Annotated in this window: 19 protein-coding genes and 2 pseudogenes; 14 read left to right on the plus strand and 7 right to left on the minus strand. The window is 34.3% G+C overall.

The window, feature by feature from the left end:
- Positions 1-685 precede the first annotated feature (685 nt).
- A complete protein-coding gene (locus BN2144_RS08110) occupies positions 686-1,888 on the minus strand; it encodes a hypothetical protein (protein WP_230199722.1) in 1,203 nt (400 codons plus the stop codon).
- A 379-nt stretch (positions 1,889-2,267) separates the two neighbouring features.
- Between BN2144_RS08110 and BN2144_RS08115 the strand changes: the two genes are divergently transcribed.
- The 6 genes and pseudogenes from BN2144_RS08115 to BN2144_RS08140 all read left to right on the plus strand — a co-directional run bounded on the left by BN2144_RS08115 (position 2,268) and on the right by BN2144_RS08140 (position 7,197).
- Positions 2,268-3,518 (plus strand): hypothetical protein, encoded by a 1,251-nt coding sequence (locus BN2144_RS08115; RefSeq protein WP_139017866.1) that lies wholly within the window; start codon positions 2,268-2,270, stop codon positions 3,516-3,518.
- Between the two features lie 363 nt (positions 3,519-3,881).
- Complete coding sequence (locus BN2144_RS08120; RefSeq protein ID WP_139017867.1) at positions 3,882-4,142, plus strand: hypothetical protein; 261 nt, start codon at positions 3,882-3,884, stop codon at positions 4,140-4,142.
- Between the two features lie 129 nt (positions 4,143-4,271).
- Positions 4,272-4,886 (plus strand): hypothetical protein, encoded by a 615-nt coding sequence (locus BN2144_RS08125; protein WP_033827777.1) that lies wholly within the window; start codon positions 4,272-4,274, stop codon positions 4,884-4,886.
- A 144-nt stretch (positions 4,887-5,030) separates the two neighbouring features.
- The gene (locus tag BN2144_RS20735; RefSeq protein WP_042337775.1) at positions 5,031-6,125 is read left to right on the plus strand and encodes a flagellin N-terminal helical domain-containing protein; all 1,095 of its coding nucleotides are present in this window, start codon (positions 5,031-5,033) and stop codon (positions 6,123-6,125) included.
- 348 nt (positions 6,126-6,473) lie between these two features.
- Positions 6,474-6,587 (plus strand): annotated as a pseudogene (locus tag BN2144_RS08135) (flagellin); the annotation flags it as partial.
- A 418-nt stretch (positions 6,588-7,005) separates the two neighbouring features.
- Positions 7,006-7,197 carry a hypothetical protein gene (locus BN2144_RS08140; RefSeq protein WP_187366986.1) on the plus strand — a complete coding sequence of 64 codons (192 nt, stop codon included), beginning with the start codon at positions 7,006-7,008 and terminating at the stop codon, positions 7,195-7,197.
- Positions 7,198-7,244: 47 nt separating this feature from the next.
- Here the strand turns inward: BN2144_RS08140 and BN2144_RS08145 are convergent, their stop codons facing one another.
- From BN2144_RS08145 to mutM, 3 genes are all read right to left on the minus strand, one after another.
- Complete coding sequence (locus BN2144_RS08145; protein WP_082195183.1) at positions 7,245-8,108, minus strand: hypothetical protein; 864 nt, start codon at positions 8,106-8,108, stop codon at positions 7,245-7,247.
- A gap of 154 nt (positions 8,109-8,262) precedes the next feature.
- Positions 8,263-8,505: a hypothetical protein gene (locus BN2144_RS08150; RefSeq protein WP_033827780.1), complete on the minus strand. Its 243-nt coding sequence runs from the start codon at positions 8,503-8,505 to the stop codon at positions 8,263-8,265.
- A 26-nt stretch (positions 8,506-8,531) separates the two neighbouring features.
- On the minus strand, positions 8,532-9,335 hold the full coding sequence (gene mutM, locus BN2144_RS08155; RefSeq protein WP_033827781.1) for a DNA-formamidopyrimidine glycosylase: 804 nt from the start codon (positions 9,333-9,335) through the stop codon (positions 8,532-8,534).
- Positions 9,336-9,702: 367 nt separating this feature from the next.
- Between mutM and BN2144_RS08160 the strand changes: the two genes are divergently transcribed.
- From BN2144_RS08160 to BN2144_RS08195, 8 genes are all read left to right on the plus strand, one after another.
- On the plus strand, positions 9,703-9,867 hold the full coding sequence (locus tag BN2144_RS08160) for a carbon storage regulator (RefSeq protein WP_033827782.1): 165 nt from the start codon (positions 9,703-9,705) through the stop codon (positions 9,865-9,867).
- Between the two features lie 28 nt (positions 9,868-9,895).
- Positions 9,896-10,075 carry a hypothetical protein gene (locus tag BN2144_RS08165; RefSeq protein ID WP_033827783.1) on the plus strand — a complete coding sequence of 60 codons (180 nt, stop codon included), beginning with the start codon at positions 9,896-9,898 and terminating at the stop codon, positions 10,073-10,075.
- Entirely contained in the window at positions 10,065-11,069 is a 1,005-nt protein-coding gene (locus BN2144_RS08170; RefSeq protein ID WP_033827784.1) for a flagellin N-terminal helical domain-containing protein, read from the plus strand. Before BN2144_RS08165 ends, BN2144_RS08170 begins: the two co-directional genes overlap by 11 nt.
- 328 nt (positions 11,070-11,397) lie before the next feature.
- The gene (locus BN2144_RS20360) at positions 11,398-11,532 is read left to right on the plus strand and encodes a flagellin (RefSeq protein ID WP_033827785.1); all 135 of its coding nucleotides are present in this window, start codon (positions 11,398-11,400) and stop codon (positions 11,530-11,532) included.
- A gap of 271 nt (positions 11,533-11,803) precedes the next feature.
- A complete protein-coding gene (locus tag BN2144_RS08180; RefSeq protein WP_033827786.1) occupies positions 11,804-12,631 on the plus strand; it encodes an Rpn family recombination-promoting nuclease/putative transposase in 828 nt (275 codons plus the stop codon).
- A gap of 79 nt (positions 12,632-12,710) precedes the next feature.
- Positions 12,711-12,935 carry an RpnC/YadD family protein gene (locus tag BN2144_RS08185; protein ID WP_033827787.1) on the plus strand — a complete coding sequence of 75 codons (225 nt, stop codon included), beginning with the start codon at positions 12,711-12,713 and terminating at the stop codon, positions 12,933-12,935.
- A gap of 216 nt (positions 12,936-13,151) precedes the next feature.
- On the plus strand, positions 13,152-14,255 hold the full coding sequence (locus tag BN2144_RS08190) for an SH3 domain-containing protein (RefSeq protein WP_094763140.1): 1,104 nt from the start codon (positions 13,152-13,154) through the stop codon (positions 14,253-14,255).
- 248 nt (positions 14,256-14,503) lie between these two features.
- Positions 14,504-14,773, plus strand: a complete 270-nt coding sequence (locus tag BN2144_RS08195; protein ID WP_033827788.1) for an acylphosphatase — start codon at positions 14,504-14,506, stop codon at positions 14,771-14,773.
- A gap of 291 nt (positions 14,774-15,064) precedes the next feature.
- Here BN2144_RS08195 and BN2144_RS20955 read toward each other — a convergent pair.
- The 3 genes and pseudogenes from BN2144_RS20955 to BN2144_RS08205 all read right to left on the minus strand — a co-directional run.
- A pseudogene (locus BN2144_RS20955) lies at positions 15,065-15,169 on the minus strand (DUF6018 family natural product bioysynthesis protein); the annotation flags it as partial.
- Positions 15,170-15,491: 322 nt separating this feature from the next.
- On the minus strand, positions 15,492-16,715 hold the full coding sequence (locus tag BN2144_RS08200; protein WP_082195149.1) for an ISL3 family transposase: 1,224 nt from the start codon (positions 16,713-16,715) through the stop codon (positions 15,492-15,494).
- Between the two features lie 28 nt (positions 16,716-16,743).
- The gene (locus tag BN2144_RS08205; protein ID WP_230199723.1) at positions 16,744-18,015 is read right to left on the minus strand and encodes an ISL3 family transposase; all 1,272 of its coding nucleotides are present in this window, start codon (positions 18,013-18,015) and stop codon (positions 16,744-16,746) included.
- Positions 18,016-18,127 lie beyond the last annotated feature (112 nt).

Consider the following 18,127-nt stretch of genomic DNA (forward strand, 5'->3'; position numbering starts at 1 on the left):
GTGAGGTGCATTTTCTTATGTGTTATAAAGATGACTTTGAAAAAAAAAGATCATATATTATTGAACGCTTGAATAATGAAGGAATTAAAGTTAATAAAGGCAAAAGAAAACCAATAAATAGACAATACTCTGGAGTTATTGGAAGAGGGAGGAAATTATTGAGATTAAATATCCCTTACTAATCATTTCTTGATTATCCAACATGAAAGAAAATTTTAAAAAGTAGAAGAAAAAGTCTATAAATGCTTTATTCGCTTCTTCATTATTGTTTATTTCTGTTTCTTATTCTTCAACCATTCTTTTTTTATAAATACGTTACCATAAATAACTTGCCCAAAACTTTTTACCCAACAATCCACTAACCTCTTTGTATGTAAACGATCTCTTTTCAAATCTGTTCTGTGTACCAAAAGATGTTAAATTAAAAGGCACAGCTGGCATAAAGAAAATACCACTCACACCGATTACGTCACAGTTTTTGTAAAACTATAAAATAATAAGGAAGCTGGCCCGACATGGGGGCATTCACACAACTGCTATTTATGTTGATTCATCACAGGTGGAACAGATTGAGGCGTTATAAAAAAGGGGATATTGGCCAAACACTTTTTGTAAATCTTGTGGATTACTGTTTGGAACCGACGTAATCCCCTTTTCACCTCTTTTTAACATTAATTTCCTTTCTTTAGGTAATGGATACTTCATCATTATTAATTTTTATGGATATATTAATTTTTTCTAATTCTTTTTGTAGAACTATATCTATATTATTTAAATCTTTATATTTTATTCGAATAAGAGGAATCTCCATTTTTCTAGCAAACTCATCCTTAATTTGATCGTTTACTTGCCGCTTTAGGAATTCTTCTTCTCCGCCAAAGAAATCAGATGGTTCATCATGTTGTTCTCCATCGAATTCGATGAAAGCAATTACTTTATCCAGCATCCAATTATTAAAAATGACAAAATCAAAAGGGAGTGGCTTTTTATTTCTACAATTTTCATCTCGATATTCTGTATCAAAAGGTATATTATTCATAAATAAGAGGCTAAATATTGCTTTAAATCCTTTTGAATTACGAATATCGTTACAATGACCACACCTTCGACCCCGCAAAAAATTATCAGGAGTAACTTGGTACAACCTTCCGCAATTTTGATGATATAAAGTAATAGATGTTTTTGCATCAATATATTCACTTAAAACTATATATTCTGCTCCGATTAATTCGAATACTTGCTGTTTAAAGGCTTCAGTATCCTTTGTTGCCTTTTTACTACAATATTTACAATAAGATGTACCGTCTAAAAAGTGCCGAGGTCGTGTATACAAAGTATTGTTACATTTTTTATGTAGGAGTTCAATGTCTGTGTGTCGCCCTTTATATTCGCCAATTACCTCAAATTCATCTCCATATATTGCATATACTTCTTTTTTAAAGGTTTCCGTATCTCTCGCCCATTTACCTGAACATTTTGGACATCTATTTCCCTTTTTTCCCTTACCAATCCTTGAACCGAGAAACGCATCAGGGGTAGTTGTAAATTCATCCCCGCATACATTGTGATACATTTTTATAGGATCTTTACTCCTTGTATAATAACCCCGTACTACATACTCATTTCCCACTAATTCTTTTACCTTATTGACAAACCAAGCGTGAGTTTTTCTCTTCCTTTTTCCATTATCTTGATTTCTGCATAATCTACAGCCTAATTTTAAAGTAATTAAGTTTTTTGGAGTTTTATCCAGTATTCGATTGCATTTCTTATGGAGGACTTTTATGGCGGTGTCAGATCCTTTATATTCTTCAAGCGGTTCAAATTCATCTCCCCAAATTTTAAACAGTTCATTAAGAAATTCATTATTCGTTTTTTTCAATTTCATCACCTTCCACTCCATACGAGTAAGTTTGTTATCTCTATTATTTTTATTATTGACTTGTAGAATGAAAGATATACAAACGAGTTTTAAAAGTTAGAAATGTAAATGTTTAATCTTGAATTTATTATATCTTTGTGAACTTTTATAATTTATAAACGTATAAAGAAACTAAACCTGTTTGGCAAACTTAATGAGAAATAATAAGCAAGTATTTAATTATATACCAATGGTTCGGAGGCCGATTATAAGTAATTCTAAACAATTTCAAGAATAGTTGTGATGGCTTTTACAAACAAAAGGAGTTAACCTTGTAAGGATTATGAATTGATTAAAAGGTTATAATAAAGGTGGTATTTATGGTTATAAATCAGCAATTTACTAATTGGGGGAGAAGAAAGTGCTTTTTGAGAGTGAAGAATTAAAAAATAGGTTTGAAGATTTAAAGGATTTCTGTAAACAATATGAGATTGATTGTTACCATGATGGAATTTCAATTTTAGAAGAGGAAGAAGACGAAGAAGAGTATTCTACTTTAAGATTAAATACCAATTCAGAAATAATTGTTTACCTTCCTAATGAAGCTGAAGACTTATTAGAATTAAGTGACTTGATACAGTTTGTAGAAGAAGCTAGGCAGGGTTATTTTCTTAACGATTATACATTTATAAGCGGACAAAAGGCATATATTCGAATTGGAACTTCACATATTAATTTTCAGGATTCTATGATTTCTGAAATGAACTTCCAATCTAAAATTGACTTTGAAGATATATCTTATAATGTTGATATTGTATGGGGATTAAATAGTTTTAATTTTAAGCTAGCAGAGAAGGGTCTATTTAGTAAATATGTACCACCATATTTAGAAGAGGACATTTTTATAGTAATAGAAAGTGATAAAAAAATTGTTGAAGCACATTTAGATATTATATTTGATTCATACTTTTTTGAATTAAAGTCTACGTTTAATTTAGAAATCGAACCAAATCCATGGATATATGAGCTTTGGGATTACGATGAAGATGAAGATGACTTCAAAAATATGAAAGAAATAAGTTTAAGGCCACTTCTTCAAGGAAGAGGAATTAAAGAATTGTTAAGTATCTATAAATCAGCATTTGATACATCGTATCCACAACAACAAATATTGAGTTTTAGCCGGGTCATTGAATATGTTTCACAGACAGTAATACGTAAAGATTTAATTGAAAAAACTATGATAAAACTTTCTAGTAATAGAGCCTTATCACCGGATTCAAACTTCATTTTGGAGTTAGGTAAAATCTTTGAAGAGCATAGGGATTTAGGGAAAGATTATCAGGCTTTTAAAATCACAATTAGTACATGCTGTGATATCTATGAGTTAGCACAACATGCACCAGAGTTTTTGAAAAAAACTAATAAAATTACCTTAAATAGTAATAAGGATCAAAGGGAGCAAGCATTTAAAGAAATTGTAGATGCAGTAACAGCAACAAGAAATATGTTTGCACATGCTAAGACAAATTATAAACCAAAGGGTTCAGAATGCCCTACAGAACAGTTAGAGGAATTTTCTGGATTAATGGATATCATAGCTCAACAAACCATCAGATGGTTTTCTGTTCAAAAAGAAGACAATAGAATTGTATAGCATTGAAATTAAATTATCTAGACAGAAACATTCTGTTCCATATGTAAATTTAGAAGGATTTTAATAAATAATTAATATTTCAAAGTATAGTTTATATAGATAAATAAATTGATTTACTGGATAAATTCTTGGGAGGCATATCTACTAACCAAGAAAGCCATATAAGTAATTGGAATTTAACGAACAGAATCGAAAATCTAACGGTCTTATTTTAATATTAAACCAATTAGTTATAGCCATTTAAGAATTAAGTATGGATGATTTATCTTGGTGTTGGTTCTGACTATAGGCAATATTTGATTGTTTCATGTTCTGTTATTTAACTTGGTAAGGAAGGAAAGATGTTTTGTGACAAGTACACCTATGGAAAAGATTAAGTCCTATCATAGTATTAAGGCCTTTATGAATGAAGAGCAAAGAGAAAAAGTAGCAACAATGCTTAATTTAAAAAAGGAAGATCTCACTAAAAGACTAGAGGGTAAAGAGGCTGAATATGAATTTTTATTAAGGTGCTATTTTCTAAATAAAATAGAGGATATTATTGCATTTGAGGAGGGAATATCTAGATTAACTAATACAGTCACTACAGATTTTTTGTTTAATACTAAAGAGGGTAAAAGATAAGCAATAGAGGTTAAATCTACTGAAAAGGATTTTTGGAAAATTTCCCCAAAGGTATTTCAAGAGAAAAGGAAGTTCGCAAATTTTGTAAATGCTGACTTGTATTTTGCAATTAGAATTAGAGGCCATTGGATGTTCCTTTCTGGAAATTATATAGAAATGAAAGGTTATAAAATTAAAATAGATAGTCTGTTACGCTCTGAATTTAATATATTAGGAGAAAAATCTTTTATTATTGGTGACTCATTAAGATTTAAAAGTATCTATACTAGAGACTCTAGTAAATCTTTAGGAATTCAACATCCAGATTATGGCTATTTAGAAAGGTATAGTATTGAAACTGGAAATAGAGTAATTTTAAAAATTACATCAAGTACTAAAGACAGGATTCCTATTGGTATGGTTCTAGAAGCAATTCAAGATAGTGCATCTAATCATAATCAAGAAATAAAAAATTTAGGGTTAGGTAGAACACTAATTATCGAAAATTTGATGGAAAATTGTAAATTTAACTTATCACATTTTCTTATAGCCCCTATTTCACATATCATGAGTGACGTAGGAATAACATACGACTTTTCTACCTATATTACAGAAATCGTAGACACAAAGAGTAAGACTCCTTTTAGTGAGAATACCGTATTATTTGTATTGGGTTTGCTTTGTAAATCGGGGGTTAAGGTATATGAGAGTAAAGGTAAAAATATTTATGACTTTCAGGAGATTTACGATTTGAGCGTTATATAATATTCAATTAACAATATCATGATAACGTGAATTGAAATAGAGTAATTCAGTTAATTTGTAAAAGATACTGTTAAATAATGAATAATTGTACCTAAAGTAAAGGAAACTTTAACACAAAAAAGATGCAATTAAAATACCTATTAATTGATACTGTCGTACCCATCCCTCTTAGATTGTTTATACAACACGTATCGTCAGTTGAATACTGCAGCTGCTGGACAATCTAAATCAATGGAGAAACTATCTTCAGGTCTTCGTATTAACAAAGCTGGGGATGACGCTGCTGGTCTAGCAATCTCTGAAAAAATGCGTGGACAAATTCGTGGATTGGACCAAGCATCAAAAAATGCCCAAGATGGTATTTCTATGATTCAGACTGCCGAAGGAGCATTAAATGAAACACATTCAATCCTTCAACGTATGCGTGAATTATCAGTGCAAGCTTCAAACGACACTAATACAGCAGATGACAGGAAGGCTATTGGAGATGAACTAGTTCAACTAACAGACGAAATTGACAGAATCTCTGACACCACAGCTTTTAATGGAAAGAAACTTCTGAATGGAGATTTGGCAACTACCCAAAAATCTACATCAACTGCAAAAACAGGTGTAGCGTTAGGAAGTGCACTAATCTCTAACGTTGATGTTAGTGGTGCTAAAGCTGACGAAACTTACACTTTTTCATATAGTTCTGGAGATTTAACTCTTACAAGAAAGAGTGACAACGCAGCTCAAACTATTAATATTAAAGATGCAGATTTCGATGACAATGAGGAAACACTAAGTTTCAATACGCTAGGTGTAAGTATTACAGTTACAGGTGATGACACTGCTGCTAATATTGGTGGTGCATTACATGGTAGTGGTACTGGATTAACAGTTGTAACTGAATCAGGTAGTAGTTCAGCAGAATTTTTAATTGGTAGCAATGGTGGTGCTGATGAGACATTAAAGGTAGAATTCAAAGAAATGTCAAGTTCTACTTTAGGTAGTGGAGCAGGCAACAACCTTAGTGACAAAATAAGTGATAATACTGCTGTTGATACAAAAGCAAAGGCAGAAGCTTTAATTAAAGTTGTAGATGCTGCAATTAATAAAGTATCTTCACAAAGGTCATCATTAGGGGCAGCACAAAATCGTTTGGACCATACTATCAATAACTTGAACACATCTTCTGAAAATCTAACTGCTGCGGAATCTCGTATTCGTGACGTTGATTATGCTTTAGCTGCTTAATTACAGTGACAAGCACAGTCGTCCTAGCTGGTAACGGCTAGCGATTATTATCGGGTGAATTGCTGGAAAACCCTTAGAGCTTTTCTTACCACAACGTAGTTGGAAACGACATGCGTGATGGTTTGAAAAAAGAAAAGATATGGGCAATCAGCAGCCAAGCTCCTGTCTCGAAAGAGTGGAGAAGGTTCAACGACTAGGATAAACCATCTAAAAGCTAAGCTCATGATGATGAAATCCATAGGTGAAACAATGGGCATCAGCATTGTGAATCCGAAGTGCCCGACCCTTACTAGATTGCTAGAGGGTGAAGATATAGTCTAGTCATTTGTGAAAGCAAATGTTCGCACGATGGCGAAAGAAATGATGGAACAAACTAAGAACTCTATTCTTGCACAAGCATCACAAGCAATGTTGGCTCAAGCTAACCAACAACCACAAGGAGTTCTACAACTTCTTCGTTAATATTAGATTTTTGGAAGGGACTCTAGTTTTACTAGGGTCTCTTTTATTTAGGGATAATAATATTATGGAAGGATTGAAATCCTATGAAATGTGTCCAATGTGATTCAAAAATGAAATATATAAAGGGAAGTGAATCTAACAATTGGAAAACTTCTCATTGGTTATGCCCAGACTGCAGTTATTCTGAGACAGATGGGGAACGAGTTGACATCAATATAACTAACGAATCTTACTCTCCAAAAAAGTAATTGTAAAAAAATAGTGGGGCTTCAATAGTCTAAGCCCCCTTTTACATATTAAGGTAATAAAAGGAACGAAAATATATTATTTACTAATATATTCATTCATCTGATGTTCATCAGGATTAGGGCTTCTCTCTTCGGGGAGTAAGTCCTTTTTCTATTTTGGAGAAGGAATTTTGAATATGACCAATCAATCTGAAAAACGTGTGAACATTGTCATTGTAAAGCTTGTAAAGGAATCAAGCATGCTTTATAAGAATCGCTGTGTACGTGGTACAGAGGATGGTTACCAATTGTTGATGCAGTTCCTAGGGCATGTGGATAGGCAATATTTTGTCGTTGTTTGGCATATAACAAAGAGGAAATAACATTATAAATAAAAACAGTAATTACTAAACTTCTAGTAACTACTGTTTTACAAGGTATTAGAGTTCATTATAAAACATATGGTCACAATATCGCTATTATTTAGTCCTGTATAATTTTTACATTCAACCATTTTCTCTCGGTGGCTTTTATCAATAATAACTTGATAAGATTTACGAATAGTTATTTCGTTTAGTACTAATAATTTATTCTTGTAAAAATTTAAGTAAGATTCACGAACTTTAACAATATCCAGAATGTCTGAAAGGTTCTCTAGTTGTTTGTTAATTTGGTAAGTTGGTTTTGTTAGTTTAATAGTTTCTGGTAAGTAAATGGTTGTTCTATAAGCCTGGTTTGGCGTGTTTTTATGTGGGATAGGAAATGATTTTCTTACCATTGATTTATGCATGTACGGTTGGGTAAGCCGAATAAAATAATATATTTGTCGTTGATCGTAAATAACTAGACGATTTTGGCTATCTCTACTGAAGGACAACAGGTACTTTCTATTTAATTCCTTAATCAAAAATTCATTCTCTTCCTTTGTAAAACTATCTGTGGAAAGTATTATTTTCCTTGGGATGTTTTTCTCCAATTTCAAATGTCCGTCATCTTGATACCACCATGCTAGTGCTTTAACATCTAGGTAGTCCTTAACAAATTCAAATGGTATAACCCTTTTTCGATTCTTATACCAGATTGATTCAAGTAAAGTAACATAATCACACGTCTTTGATTGGACATAGTAGCTCTCTGTATAACCAACTTTTACTCTTTTATCTATAACTTTTTTATATTTTGGTACATTCAAAGGGATAAACTGTGATAGGACTTTGTAACAGTGATTGGCCCATTCATAATCACTGGACTTATGAAATAAATTGAAATCTTGGCTTTCTACCTTCCTGTACAGTTATACTTCCATCACCAAGTAACTTACCGCACATATAATTAAAAAAGTCATCCTTTTTATTACAACTATAATTCATAGAATAATCTCCCTAACCATATATCCCTCTTGATATTATAGAAAATAAAGTCAATTGGGGCAAAATAGCTACCCCCACCTATCCCACATCATCCGTAATTCCTTTCCATGTGGTATTTCTTCTTTCGGTGTTTCTAAGATAAATGGCCTTTTCCTTACAAAAGGCGTGGCAGAGAGTGGCATTTTCTTTATCAAATTCTTTTACAGATAAACTCCGAGGGTTTTTCGGAAAATATTGAAATGCATTGGCTTTCATTTTGTATGCCTTTTTTGCAGCACCTAAAAAGCCGTCCTTTATAGAAAGATGGCAACCAAATTTCATTTTTCAAACCTCGTTTCTAGCTTTAACTAATGTTGACACCTCTGACAAAAATAAACTTTATGTGAGGACATCTCCTTCTTTACAATGGGAGTGTGACATCGAGGGCATGCTTCTCCTTCTCTGTCGTGAATGTACATTTGATAACCACCTGTTTTCCCATCTCCTATAAATAATGGGTTTTCCATATAGCCACCTTGTTGTATTCCTCTTTCCAGGATAAATAGGATGGAGTTGTATAGGTGAGTAAACTGTTCTTCGGCTAAATCATGAACTTTCCGCTCTGGTAGTAGTTCAGCATGCCAAAGAATCTCATCCGAATATCTATTTCCAATTCCTGCGATTACCTCTTGATTGATGAGTAATGATTTAAGATTTCCCCGTCGATTATGCAATTGTTGGTGAAAACAATCGATTGTAAATTGGGGACTAAGTGGTTCTGGACCGAGTTTCTCGAATGCCTCCCTAACCATTTCAGTTGTTAAAAGATGTAAATATCCTAAACGAAGTCCAATAAAATGAAGGTGCTGCTCACCGAATGAGAGTCTCACTTGGACGGTTCGATTCGGCTTGTCTTCATCTCTACCAAAAAACATCCAACCACCTAGCATCAAGTGCAACAGTAAACATACGCCACTTTCTAATTGAAAAACTAAATATTTCGCCCGGCGTTTGATTGAAGTAATTTTCTGATTGGCTACTTGCTGAATGAATTCATCAACCGGTAAATTAATGGACTTTTCCCGATGAATGGATACATCTATAATCGGCTTCCCGTTAATCAATGAATGAAGTAAGGATTTATATGTTTCCATTTCTGGTAATTCAGGCATTCCGTTATCCTCCAATATTCGAAACTTATTCATAGTATAATCAAAGGCAGATAAAACATGAGCTTTAAAAGATTTTTCAGGAGCTGTAGCGTAATGTGAATTGATAAAGATGTTGTCATAAATGATTATAAGAAAAATTTCTAATAAATTTTATAAAAAACATTAAACAAAAAACTGAAGGTTCCGATATAAGAAATAGAGTTAGTTATTCCACTCAAGGACGAGTGTTGTGACTAAGTTCAGTGTGCAAGGATGCATGATTGGAGATAAAATCTGTTCGTACGTAAAGCCGATTTTCATCTGTATCTCCGGCATAAACTTAACTCTAAATTTGTCGCATGATTGCAAATTCAAGGAGGATATTTTTATGTTGGTTTTAGGGAGAAAACCTGGTGAGTATGTTGTGATTGATGATAAAATTTTTGTAAAAGTGGTTAAAAGTGAAGAAGGACATCTTCGCTTAGCCATTGATGCACCACGGGAAGTCCCCATTGTACGTGGAGAAGTGTATGAAAAAGCACTAGTAAAATAGAATACGATGAACGCTCAAGGACGAGTGAATGATTATGGTAGAAACCCTTTTTGCAGGAGGCATACAAGGTTTTAACCATATAGTTCACTCGTCCTTTTTTGTTGGAGAAAAATTGATTCCGGATAAGATGAAGTATTCAACAAGGGACAAAGATGAAAAAGGATGTTCATCAAAAAATAATCCAAGGAGGAAAAAACATGAGAATTAATCACAATATTGCAGCATTAAATACGTATCGACAATTAAATACTGCAAACAATGGTCAAATGAAGTCAATGGAGAAACTATCATCAGGCTTGCGGATTAATCGTGCAGGGGACGATGCAGCAGGTCTTGCCATCTCTGAGAAAATGCGTGGACAAATTCGTGGACTTGATATGGCTGCTAAAAATGCCCAAGATGCTACGTCAATGCTTCAAACAGCAGAAGGAGCTTTAAATGAAACACATAGCATTCTTCAACGTATGCGTGAATTAGCCGTTCAAGGGGCAAATGATACAAATGTTGATCAAGACCGAGATGCTATTCAGGAAGAACTAAATGAATTGAAAAAAGAAATAGATCGTATTGGGGATACAACAGAATTTAACAAACAGACATTGCTTAATGGCGGTCTTGGTGGAACTGTTGAACAGGACGCAAAAACTACGACAGTTTTAGCAGTAACTGGTGTAGCTAGTGCGACGACAAATGGCGCTATAGCTGACACGTATACAATCTCTAGCGATGATACAGGTAAGCTGACGATGACAAATTCTGCTGGGGATAAAACGCAGACAATCTCGAATACGGATGGGGTACAAGAACTAAACTTCTCTGATTTTGGAATCACTATTAAAACAAATGCTGGATATACAGCAGATTCCGCACTAGGGGATATAGTAGTTAAATCTGGTTCTGTTACGTTCCAAATTGGAGCTAATGAAGGTCAAAATTTAAGCTTAAATATCCGAAACATGAAAACTGATGGTGTATTAGACTTAGCAGATGCTGGGAAGGTTGATGTTTCAACACATGATAAAGCAAAAGCGACAATAACTAATATTGATAAAGCAATCACTGAAGTGTCCAAAGAGCGTTCTAAATTAGGTGCTTATCAAAACCGTTTAGATCATACAATAAATAATTTGAACACATCCTCAGAAAACCTAACTGCTGCAGAATCACGAATTCGTGACGTTGATTATGCTTTAGTTTCCTAATCTTATAGGAGGCAACAAGCACAGTCGTCCAAGCTGGTAACGGTTTGGATTATCATCGGGTGAATTGCTGGAAACCCCTGAAAGCTTTTCTTACCACAACGGAATTGGAAACGATAGACGTGACGGTTTGAAAAAAGAAAAGATTGGGCAATCAGCAGCCGAGCTCCTGTGAGGAAACTTTGGAGAAGGTTCAACGACTAGGATAGACCGCCTAAGGCAATTTGCTATGGCGATGAAATCCGTAGGTGAAGCAATGTCCATCAGCATTGTGAAACCGAAGTACCCGACCCCTCACTTGTTCGAGGGTGAAGAGATAGTCTAGTCATTTGTGAAAGCAAATGTTCGCACGATGGCGAAAGAAATGATGGAACAAACGAAGAATGCTATTTTATCTCAAGCCGCACAAGCGATGTTGGCTCAATCCAACCAACTTCCGCAAGGCGTACTCCAACTTCTTCGATAAACATTATCTTTACAGGCGGCCCTATTTACTAGGGTCCCTTTTAAATTTATGTGCCTTTTTTTAATAAGGCATAAAGATATTCGCTTTCTCAACACTTTCAATCATTGTTTCGACATAATGCAGTCTATCCCATAAAAAGTGATTTTTTTCTTCACGAATCATACCACAATGATACTTTCTAAAATTAGCATTTCCTTATCCCAAATACTTCTTTATTAATTTAAACAAGAAAGGCGGTTGTGTTAAAATTAAAGAAAGGAAAAGATACGTTTTGCATCGAAATAGTAAAGATATTCTTTTTCGGCATTTAGCGAAATTGATGAGAGAGCAATTTTTTAAACTACTTGGAATTGAGGTAGGCAAAATTCAAGAGTTGCTTCCTTCCGATTTGCCAGTTGTGCAAACACATGATTTGGAAGTTGATTATCTCTGCAAACTGGAAAATGGCACTTTACTGCATTTAGAATTCCAAACTACTACTTCTGAAGAGTTAATTGATCGGCTTATGTTATATGATTCGTTCATCTATAACGAATGGAAATTGCCTATTGCCACATATGTTATCTATGGGGCTGGAATCAACGACGCTATCGATACAAAAAATTACGGATCTATCACCTATCAAGTTCAAAATATTTATATTGGGCATCGTGATGGTGACCATATTTTTAAACAATTATGGAATAAGATTGAAAACGGCGAAGAGTTAACCGATGAAGAAATGGGTAACCTAGTATTATTACCATTAATGAAAAGTAAAAAGAGTCGTGCTGAAATGACAATGGACTCTGCCTATATTGCAAGTAAAGTTAAGAATCAAGAAAAGCAAAATCAAATCCTCGCCTTTTTACTAACAATTTCAATTAATTATTTAAATGAAGACGAAACAGAACAATTATTAGGGGTGATGAGCATGACCAAATTGTATGAAAAGATAGTTGAAAAAGGGTATATAGAAGGTATGGAAAAAGGAATCGAAAAGGGGATTATCGAAACAGCTATACGTATGTTAAAAGAAGGTGCAGATATCCCATTTGTCATGAAGGTAACGGGTCTTTCTGAACAGAAGATAAACGAATTATTGACGTCTCTGAAGTAGTAAAAACAAATGGCACATGATTTCAGTTCTTTTTTAGGGAAGGTTGAAATGATGTGCCTATTCATTAGGGGTGATGAGCATGACCAAATTGTATGAAAAAATAGTTGAAAAAGGGTATATGGAAGGTATGGAAAAAGGCATAGAAAAAGGCATCGAAAAGGGAATCGAAAAGGGAATCGAAAAGGGGATTATCGAAACAGCTATACGTATGTTAACAGAAGGTGCAGATATCCCATTTATTATGAAGGTAACGGGTCTTTCTGAACAGAAGATAAACGAATTATTGACGTCTCTAAAGGAGTAAAATCAAATGGCACATGATTTCAGTGTTTGAAAACCGAAACTATGTGTTGTTTTTGTAGCCTCTCCCAAAAACTTCATAAATATGATTTTTATCCGATATAATAGAGTGTGAAGCAAATCCAGAGTCCATTATATACAACCTAGAGTAATTGACATATGCAGGGAGAAGGTGGAATAATTGGCAAAATTAAAGAGGATGTTGCTCTTTTCTACTATAATGATAATTGTATTTGGTTTTTCTTTCTTGATACAAGATAATTCTGTAGAGGCAGCGTCTAAAGTTACGAAATATGTAACAGCAAGTACGTTAAATGTCCGAAGTGGTCCGAGTACGAAATATAAAGTAATCGCCACTACTAGGAAAAATCAAGCCGTAATTTTTACAAAGACAAGTGGATCCTGGAGCCAAGTGAAGGTTAGCGGGAAAACCGGATGGGTATCAAGTAAATATTTAACAACAAAGAAGCCAGCAACGAAATCGTCGGTGAAAAAAGTTACCGTACTTAAAACAGTAACGAAATATGTAACAGCAAGTACGTTGAATGTGCGTAGTGGACCAAGTACACAGCATAAAATTATTACATCTGTAAAGAAGAATCAAGCCATATCCGTTATAAAAACAAGTGGTACGTGGAGCCAAGTGAAGATTAGTGGAAAAACGGGTTGGGTATCTAGTAAGTATTTGACAGCAACGAAGCCAACAACGAAGAATACACTAGTTAAGAACTTAGCCACCGGACTAAAAACAGTTAAAAATAATCGGCAATTAATTTTAGTAACGACGAATAGCTTTAACACGACAAAGGCAGATATTCACACTTTTGAAAAGGATGCAAAAGGACAATGGAAACAAGTGTTAGCTACAACTGGATATATTGGTAAACATGGATTGACAAAAGATAAAAAAGAAGGCGATGGGAAAACACCAGTTGGAAAATTTACTATAGGCACCGCCTTTGGTCATGGGAAAAATCCAGGGACGAAAATGCAATATCGCCAAATAACTGCTGACGATGTTTGGGTGGACGATCCTAAATCCTCACTTTACAATACATGGCAGTCAAAAAAGAAAACAAATGGCAAATGGAAGAGCGCCGAAAATATGAACCATCGTTTATATAAATATGGATTTGTGATTAATCACAATACGGATCGCATTCCATATAAAGGAAGTGCTATTTTCTTCCATACAGGTACAAGCTACACTTTAGGCTGTACCGCAACTTCTGAAAAAAATGTTTTGTCCATTTTGAAATGGTTAGATCCGAAGAAAAACCCGGTTATTATTCAAACACCGATGAGTGAGTTAAATAAATATTAAAATTTTGAGAGCGATTGACGTTTTACTGGTCGCTCTTTTACCTGTTTGAGAAAGTATTGTGGAGTTCAGAGAAGAAGCTTAATTAGTAGCGTTTTAATCTCCTGTTTAAAATAACGTAAGCAGATGTTTGATATAATTAAATAAGAGTAACTTAACAAGCAGCGAATACTACATAAAAGAAAAAACTTATTCATACTATTCCATTTTTTAGTTATTTGCGGTTCCAAAAATATGAGGAGGTTTTAGCAATGATTGTACATATTATTTTTCATGGACGTGTTCAAGGAGTGGGGTTTCGTTATTCCGTTTTGCAAAAGGCATTAGAACATAAAGTAACTGGTTGGGTTATGAATAAAGATGATGGCACAGTTGAATTAGAAGCAGAAGGGACTGAAACACAGTTGGTGGAATTTGTACAATCCTTAAAGCAAATCCCAAACCGATTTATAAAAGTTTCTGAAGAAGAGATTGCCTATAAAAGTATTGAGAGAGGATTTAAAAAATTTCAAGTTCGATAATGTAATTCATACGTTTTATGCTTGGTTGAAGTAGCTATTCTTAATTCTAGTTTAATGATGTTTTAAATATTCGTTTTCCATTAAATTCATCTCCATTAAAATGGTAATTAAAACAACTCTAAACTGTCAAATTCAGTCTCCTTTATACTCTAAACATATATTTCTCGCTATACACGTCTAAATCTATTACTAGCAATTTGTCCCAAAATATTTTCCCTCCTATAAATGTTTTAATAACCTGGCTTCAAAAAATTTGTTTTAATCTTCCCAAAGAAGTAATTAATGATTCGGTCAATAATAGAAGATTCTTTCGGTAAAAATACAGTTTGTACTCATACGGTACGTATTTTCTCCTCTTAGTCTCCACATAACAGTATCTCCGATGTGCTTTTCGACTTCTTCTACAAAGTCAGAACTTCTGCCATTTCAGTATCATAATCTAATGTTTTTACACGATAAACTCTACGACTGCTATCTTTAAAGATTTACTAGGCAGCCATTCGTACTTACCAAAAGTACTAGCCCTTTAACCTCCACCGAATATCATCAATGATAAACGGTTTTTTTGTTGATAATGTTGATGCCATCAACATTATCTCCCTTCTGGAATTTAGGTTCTTTGTCAAATGTTGGGGTTAAGCTACCGCGCTTTCGCTTGGTGACCTTTTATTGTAGGTATGAAATAAAATTCATACCTACAATAAAAGGGGGATTATTTCTAGCCTAGATGGACCCCTATTCCTTTATACTTGTGTGATAACAATATTCTAGCTCTTGCTCGTTTGAAGTTTCTGAAACCATACGCATTCCGTTTTATTACCTTTGTGTGGTTATTTATTCCTTCCAGAAATCCATTAGAATAGCTATACATAAAACTATTTAAAATTTCTTTTTCCCAGTTTTTAAACGTCCGTATGCTGCGTAGAAATTCCTGCACTCCAGTATCTCTAACTAACTGATAAAACGTGTTTAAGCCTTCTTTGGTTTTACGCATACCTTCTGAACCATTTTCTTTCGCTTGTTTGAACCATTCACAATAAGCCTCTTTTAATTGATACGCCATATCTAGTTCCTTCGACATACCACGGTATCGATCTAGGTACCATCTCTCGTTTTCGGTTAGTTTCGCACTATCTTTGTAAAATACATATCTCATTTTTTTACACTTTTTCCGGTCATAATCATTCCAATCTGACTGAATCCGCCTTCTTACTTTATCAAGTGCCCAATAGATATAGCGACAAAAATGAAAATGGTCGGCTATAATTAGTGGATGATCTAAGGCCTTTCGTACAGCCGATTTAAAGGAATGGCTCATGTCCATAATGACTATTTCTACATTGGCCCCATACTTTCGTAAGTATTGTGATATTGTTTTTCCTTTTCTATTCGGTAATATATCCAAAGGCTCTCTTGTATCTCCGTTTGCGATGATTAACTGATACTTTCCTTCTTTGGTATCCCCTTTATACTCATCTATAGCGATTACTCTCGGGAGTTCCTTAACTTCCCCTACTTCATTTTCGGCAAATGCATCAAATCGTCTTATAACCGTTGAAATCGAAGTACCATATTGTTGAGCTAGTTCCTTAAATGTTTTGGCTTGAACACTTCTCACGTTTACAGCCTGATTCCACTCTTTGGTAAACCGTTTATAACGCTCCACAAAATTGTTTTTCTCAGGAAACCTCTTCTCGCAAGCATCACAACGATATCGTCTCTTGTTATAAAAGATATAGCAGAGGCGTTCAAACCACTTTAAATGCTTGATTTTCTGCATTCGATAATCATGAATTTGTCGTGTTTTGGCACCACATCTAGGACAAGTATGTGTGCGTGCTTCCATTTCAACAAACAACGCTAATCTGTCATCCATTTGTTCCACTTTTAGTATTTTTACGTCTTCTAATCCTGGCATAATTATGTTATTATTCATTTGCACACGACTCCCTTTCTTTAACTTGTTTCTGTCAATTCAAGTATAAAAGGAAATTAGGAGTCGTGTGTCTCTTTTTTTTGAATCTTTTATTAACCCCAACATTTATTATAGAGCCNGATAACAATATTCTAGCTCTTGCTCGTTTGAAGTTTCTGAAACCATACGCATTCCGTTTTATTACCTTTGTGTGGTTATTTATTCCTTCCAGAAATCCATTAGAATAGCTATACATAAAACTATTTAAAATTTCTTTTTCCCAGTTTTTAAACGTCCGTATGCTGCGTAGAAATTCCTGCACTCCAGTATCTCTAACTAACTGATAAAACGTGTTTAAGCCTTCTTTGGTTTTACGCATACCTTCTGAACCATTTTCTTTCGCTTGTTTGAACCATTCACAATAAGCCTCTTTTAATTGATACGCCATATCTAGTTCCTTCGACATACCACGGTATCGATCTAGGTACCATCTCTCGTTTTCGGTTAGTTTCGCACTATCTTTGTAAAATACATATCTCATTTTTTTACACTTTTTCCGGTCATAATCATTCCAATCTGACTGAATCCGCCTTCTTACCTTATCAAGTGCCCAATAGATATAGCGACAAAAATGAAAATGGTCGGCTATAATTAGTGGATGATCTAAGGCCTTTCGTACAGCCGATTTAAAAGAATGGCTCATGTCCATAATGACTATTTCTACATTGGCCCCATACTTTCGTAAGTATTGAGATATTGTTTTTCCTTTTCTATTCGGTAATATATCCAAAGGCTCTCTTGTATCTCCGTTCGCGATGATTAACTGATACTTTCCTTCTTTGGTATCCCCTTTATACTCATCTATAGCGATTACTCTCGGGAGTTCCTTAACTTCCCCTACTTCATTTTCGGCAAATGCATCAAATCGTCTTATAACCGTTGAAATCGAAGTACCATATTGTTGAGCTAGTTCCTTAAATGTTTTGGCTTGAACACTTCTCACGTTTACAGCCTGATTCCACTCTTTGGTAAACCGTTTATAACGCTCCACAAAATTGTTTTTCTCAGGAAACCTCTTCTCGCAAGCATCACAACGATATCGTCTCTTGTTATAAAAGATATAGCAGAGGCGTTCAAACCACTTTAAATGCTTGATTTTCTGCATTCGATAATCATGAATTTGTCGTGTTTTGGCACCACATCTAGGACAAGTATGTGTGCGTGCTTCCATTTCAACAAACAACGCTAATCTGTCATCCATTTGTTCCACTTTTAGTATTTTTACGTCTTCTAATCCTGGCATAATTATGTTATTATTCATTTGCACACGACTCCCTTTCTTTAACTTGTTTCTGTCAATTCAAGTATAAAAGGAAATTAGGAGTCGTGTGTCTCTTTTTTTTGAATCTTTTATTAACCCCAACATTTATTATAGAGCC

This window comes from Bacillus andreraoultii (assembly GCF_001244735.1).
Classification (GTDB): domain Bacteria; phylum Bacillota; class Bacilli; order Bacillales; family Caldibacillaceae; genus Caldifermentibacillus; species Caldifermentibacillus andreraoultii.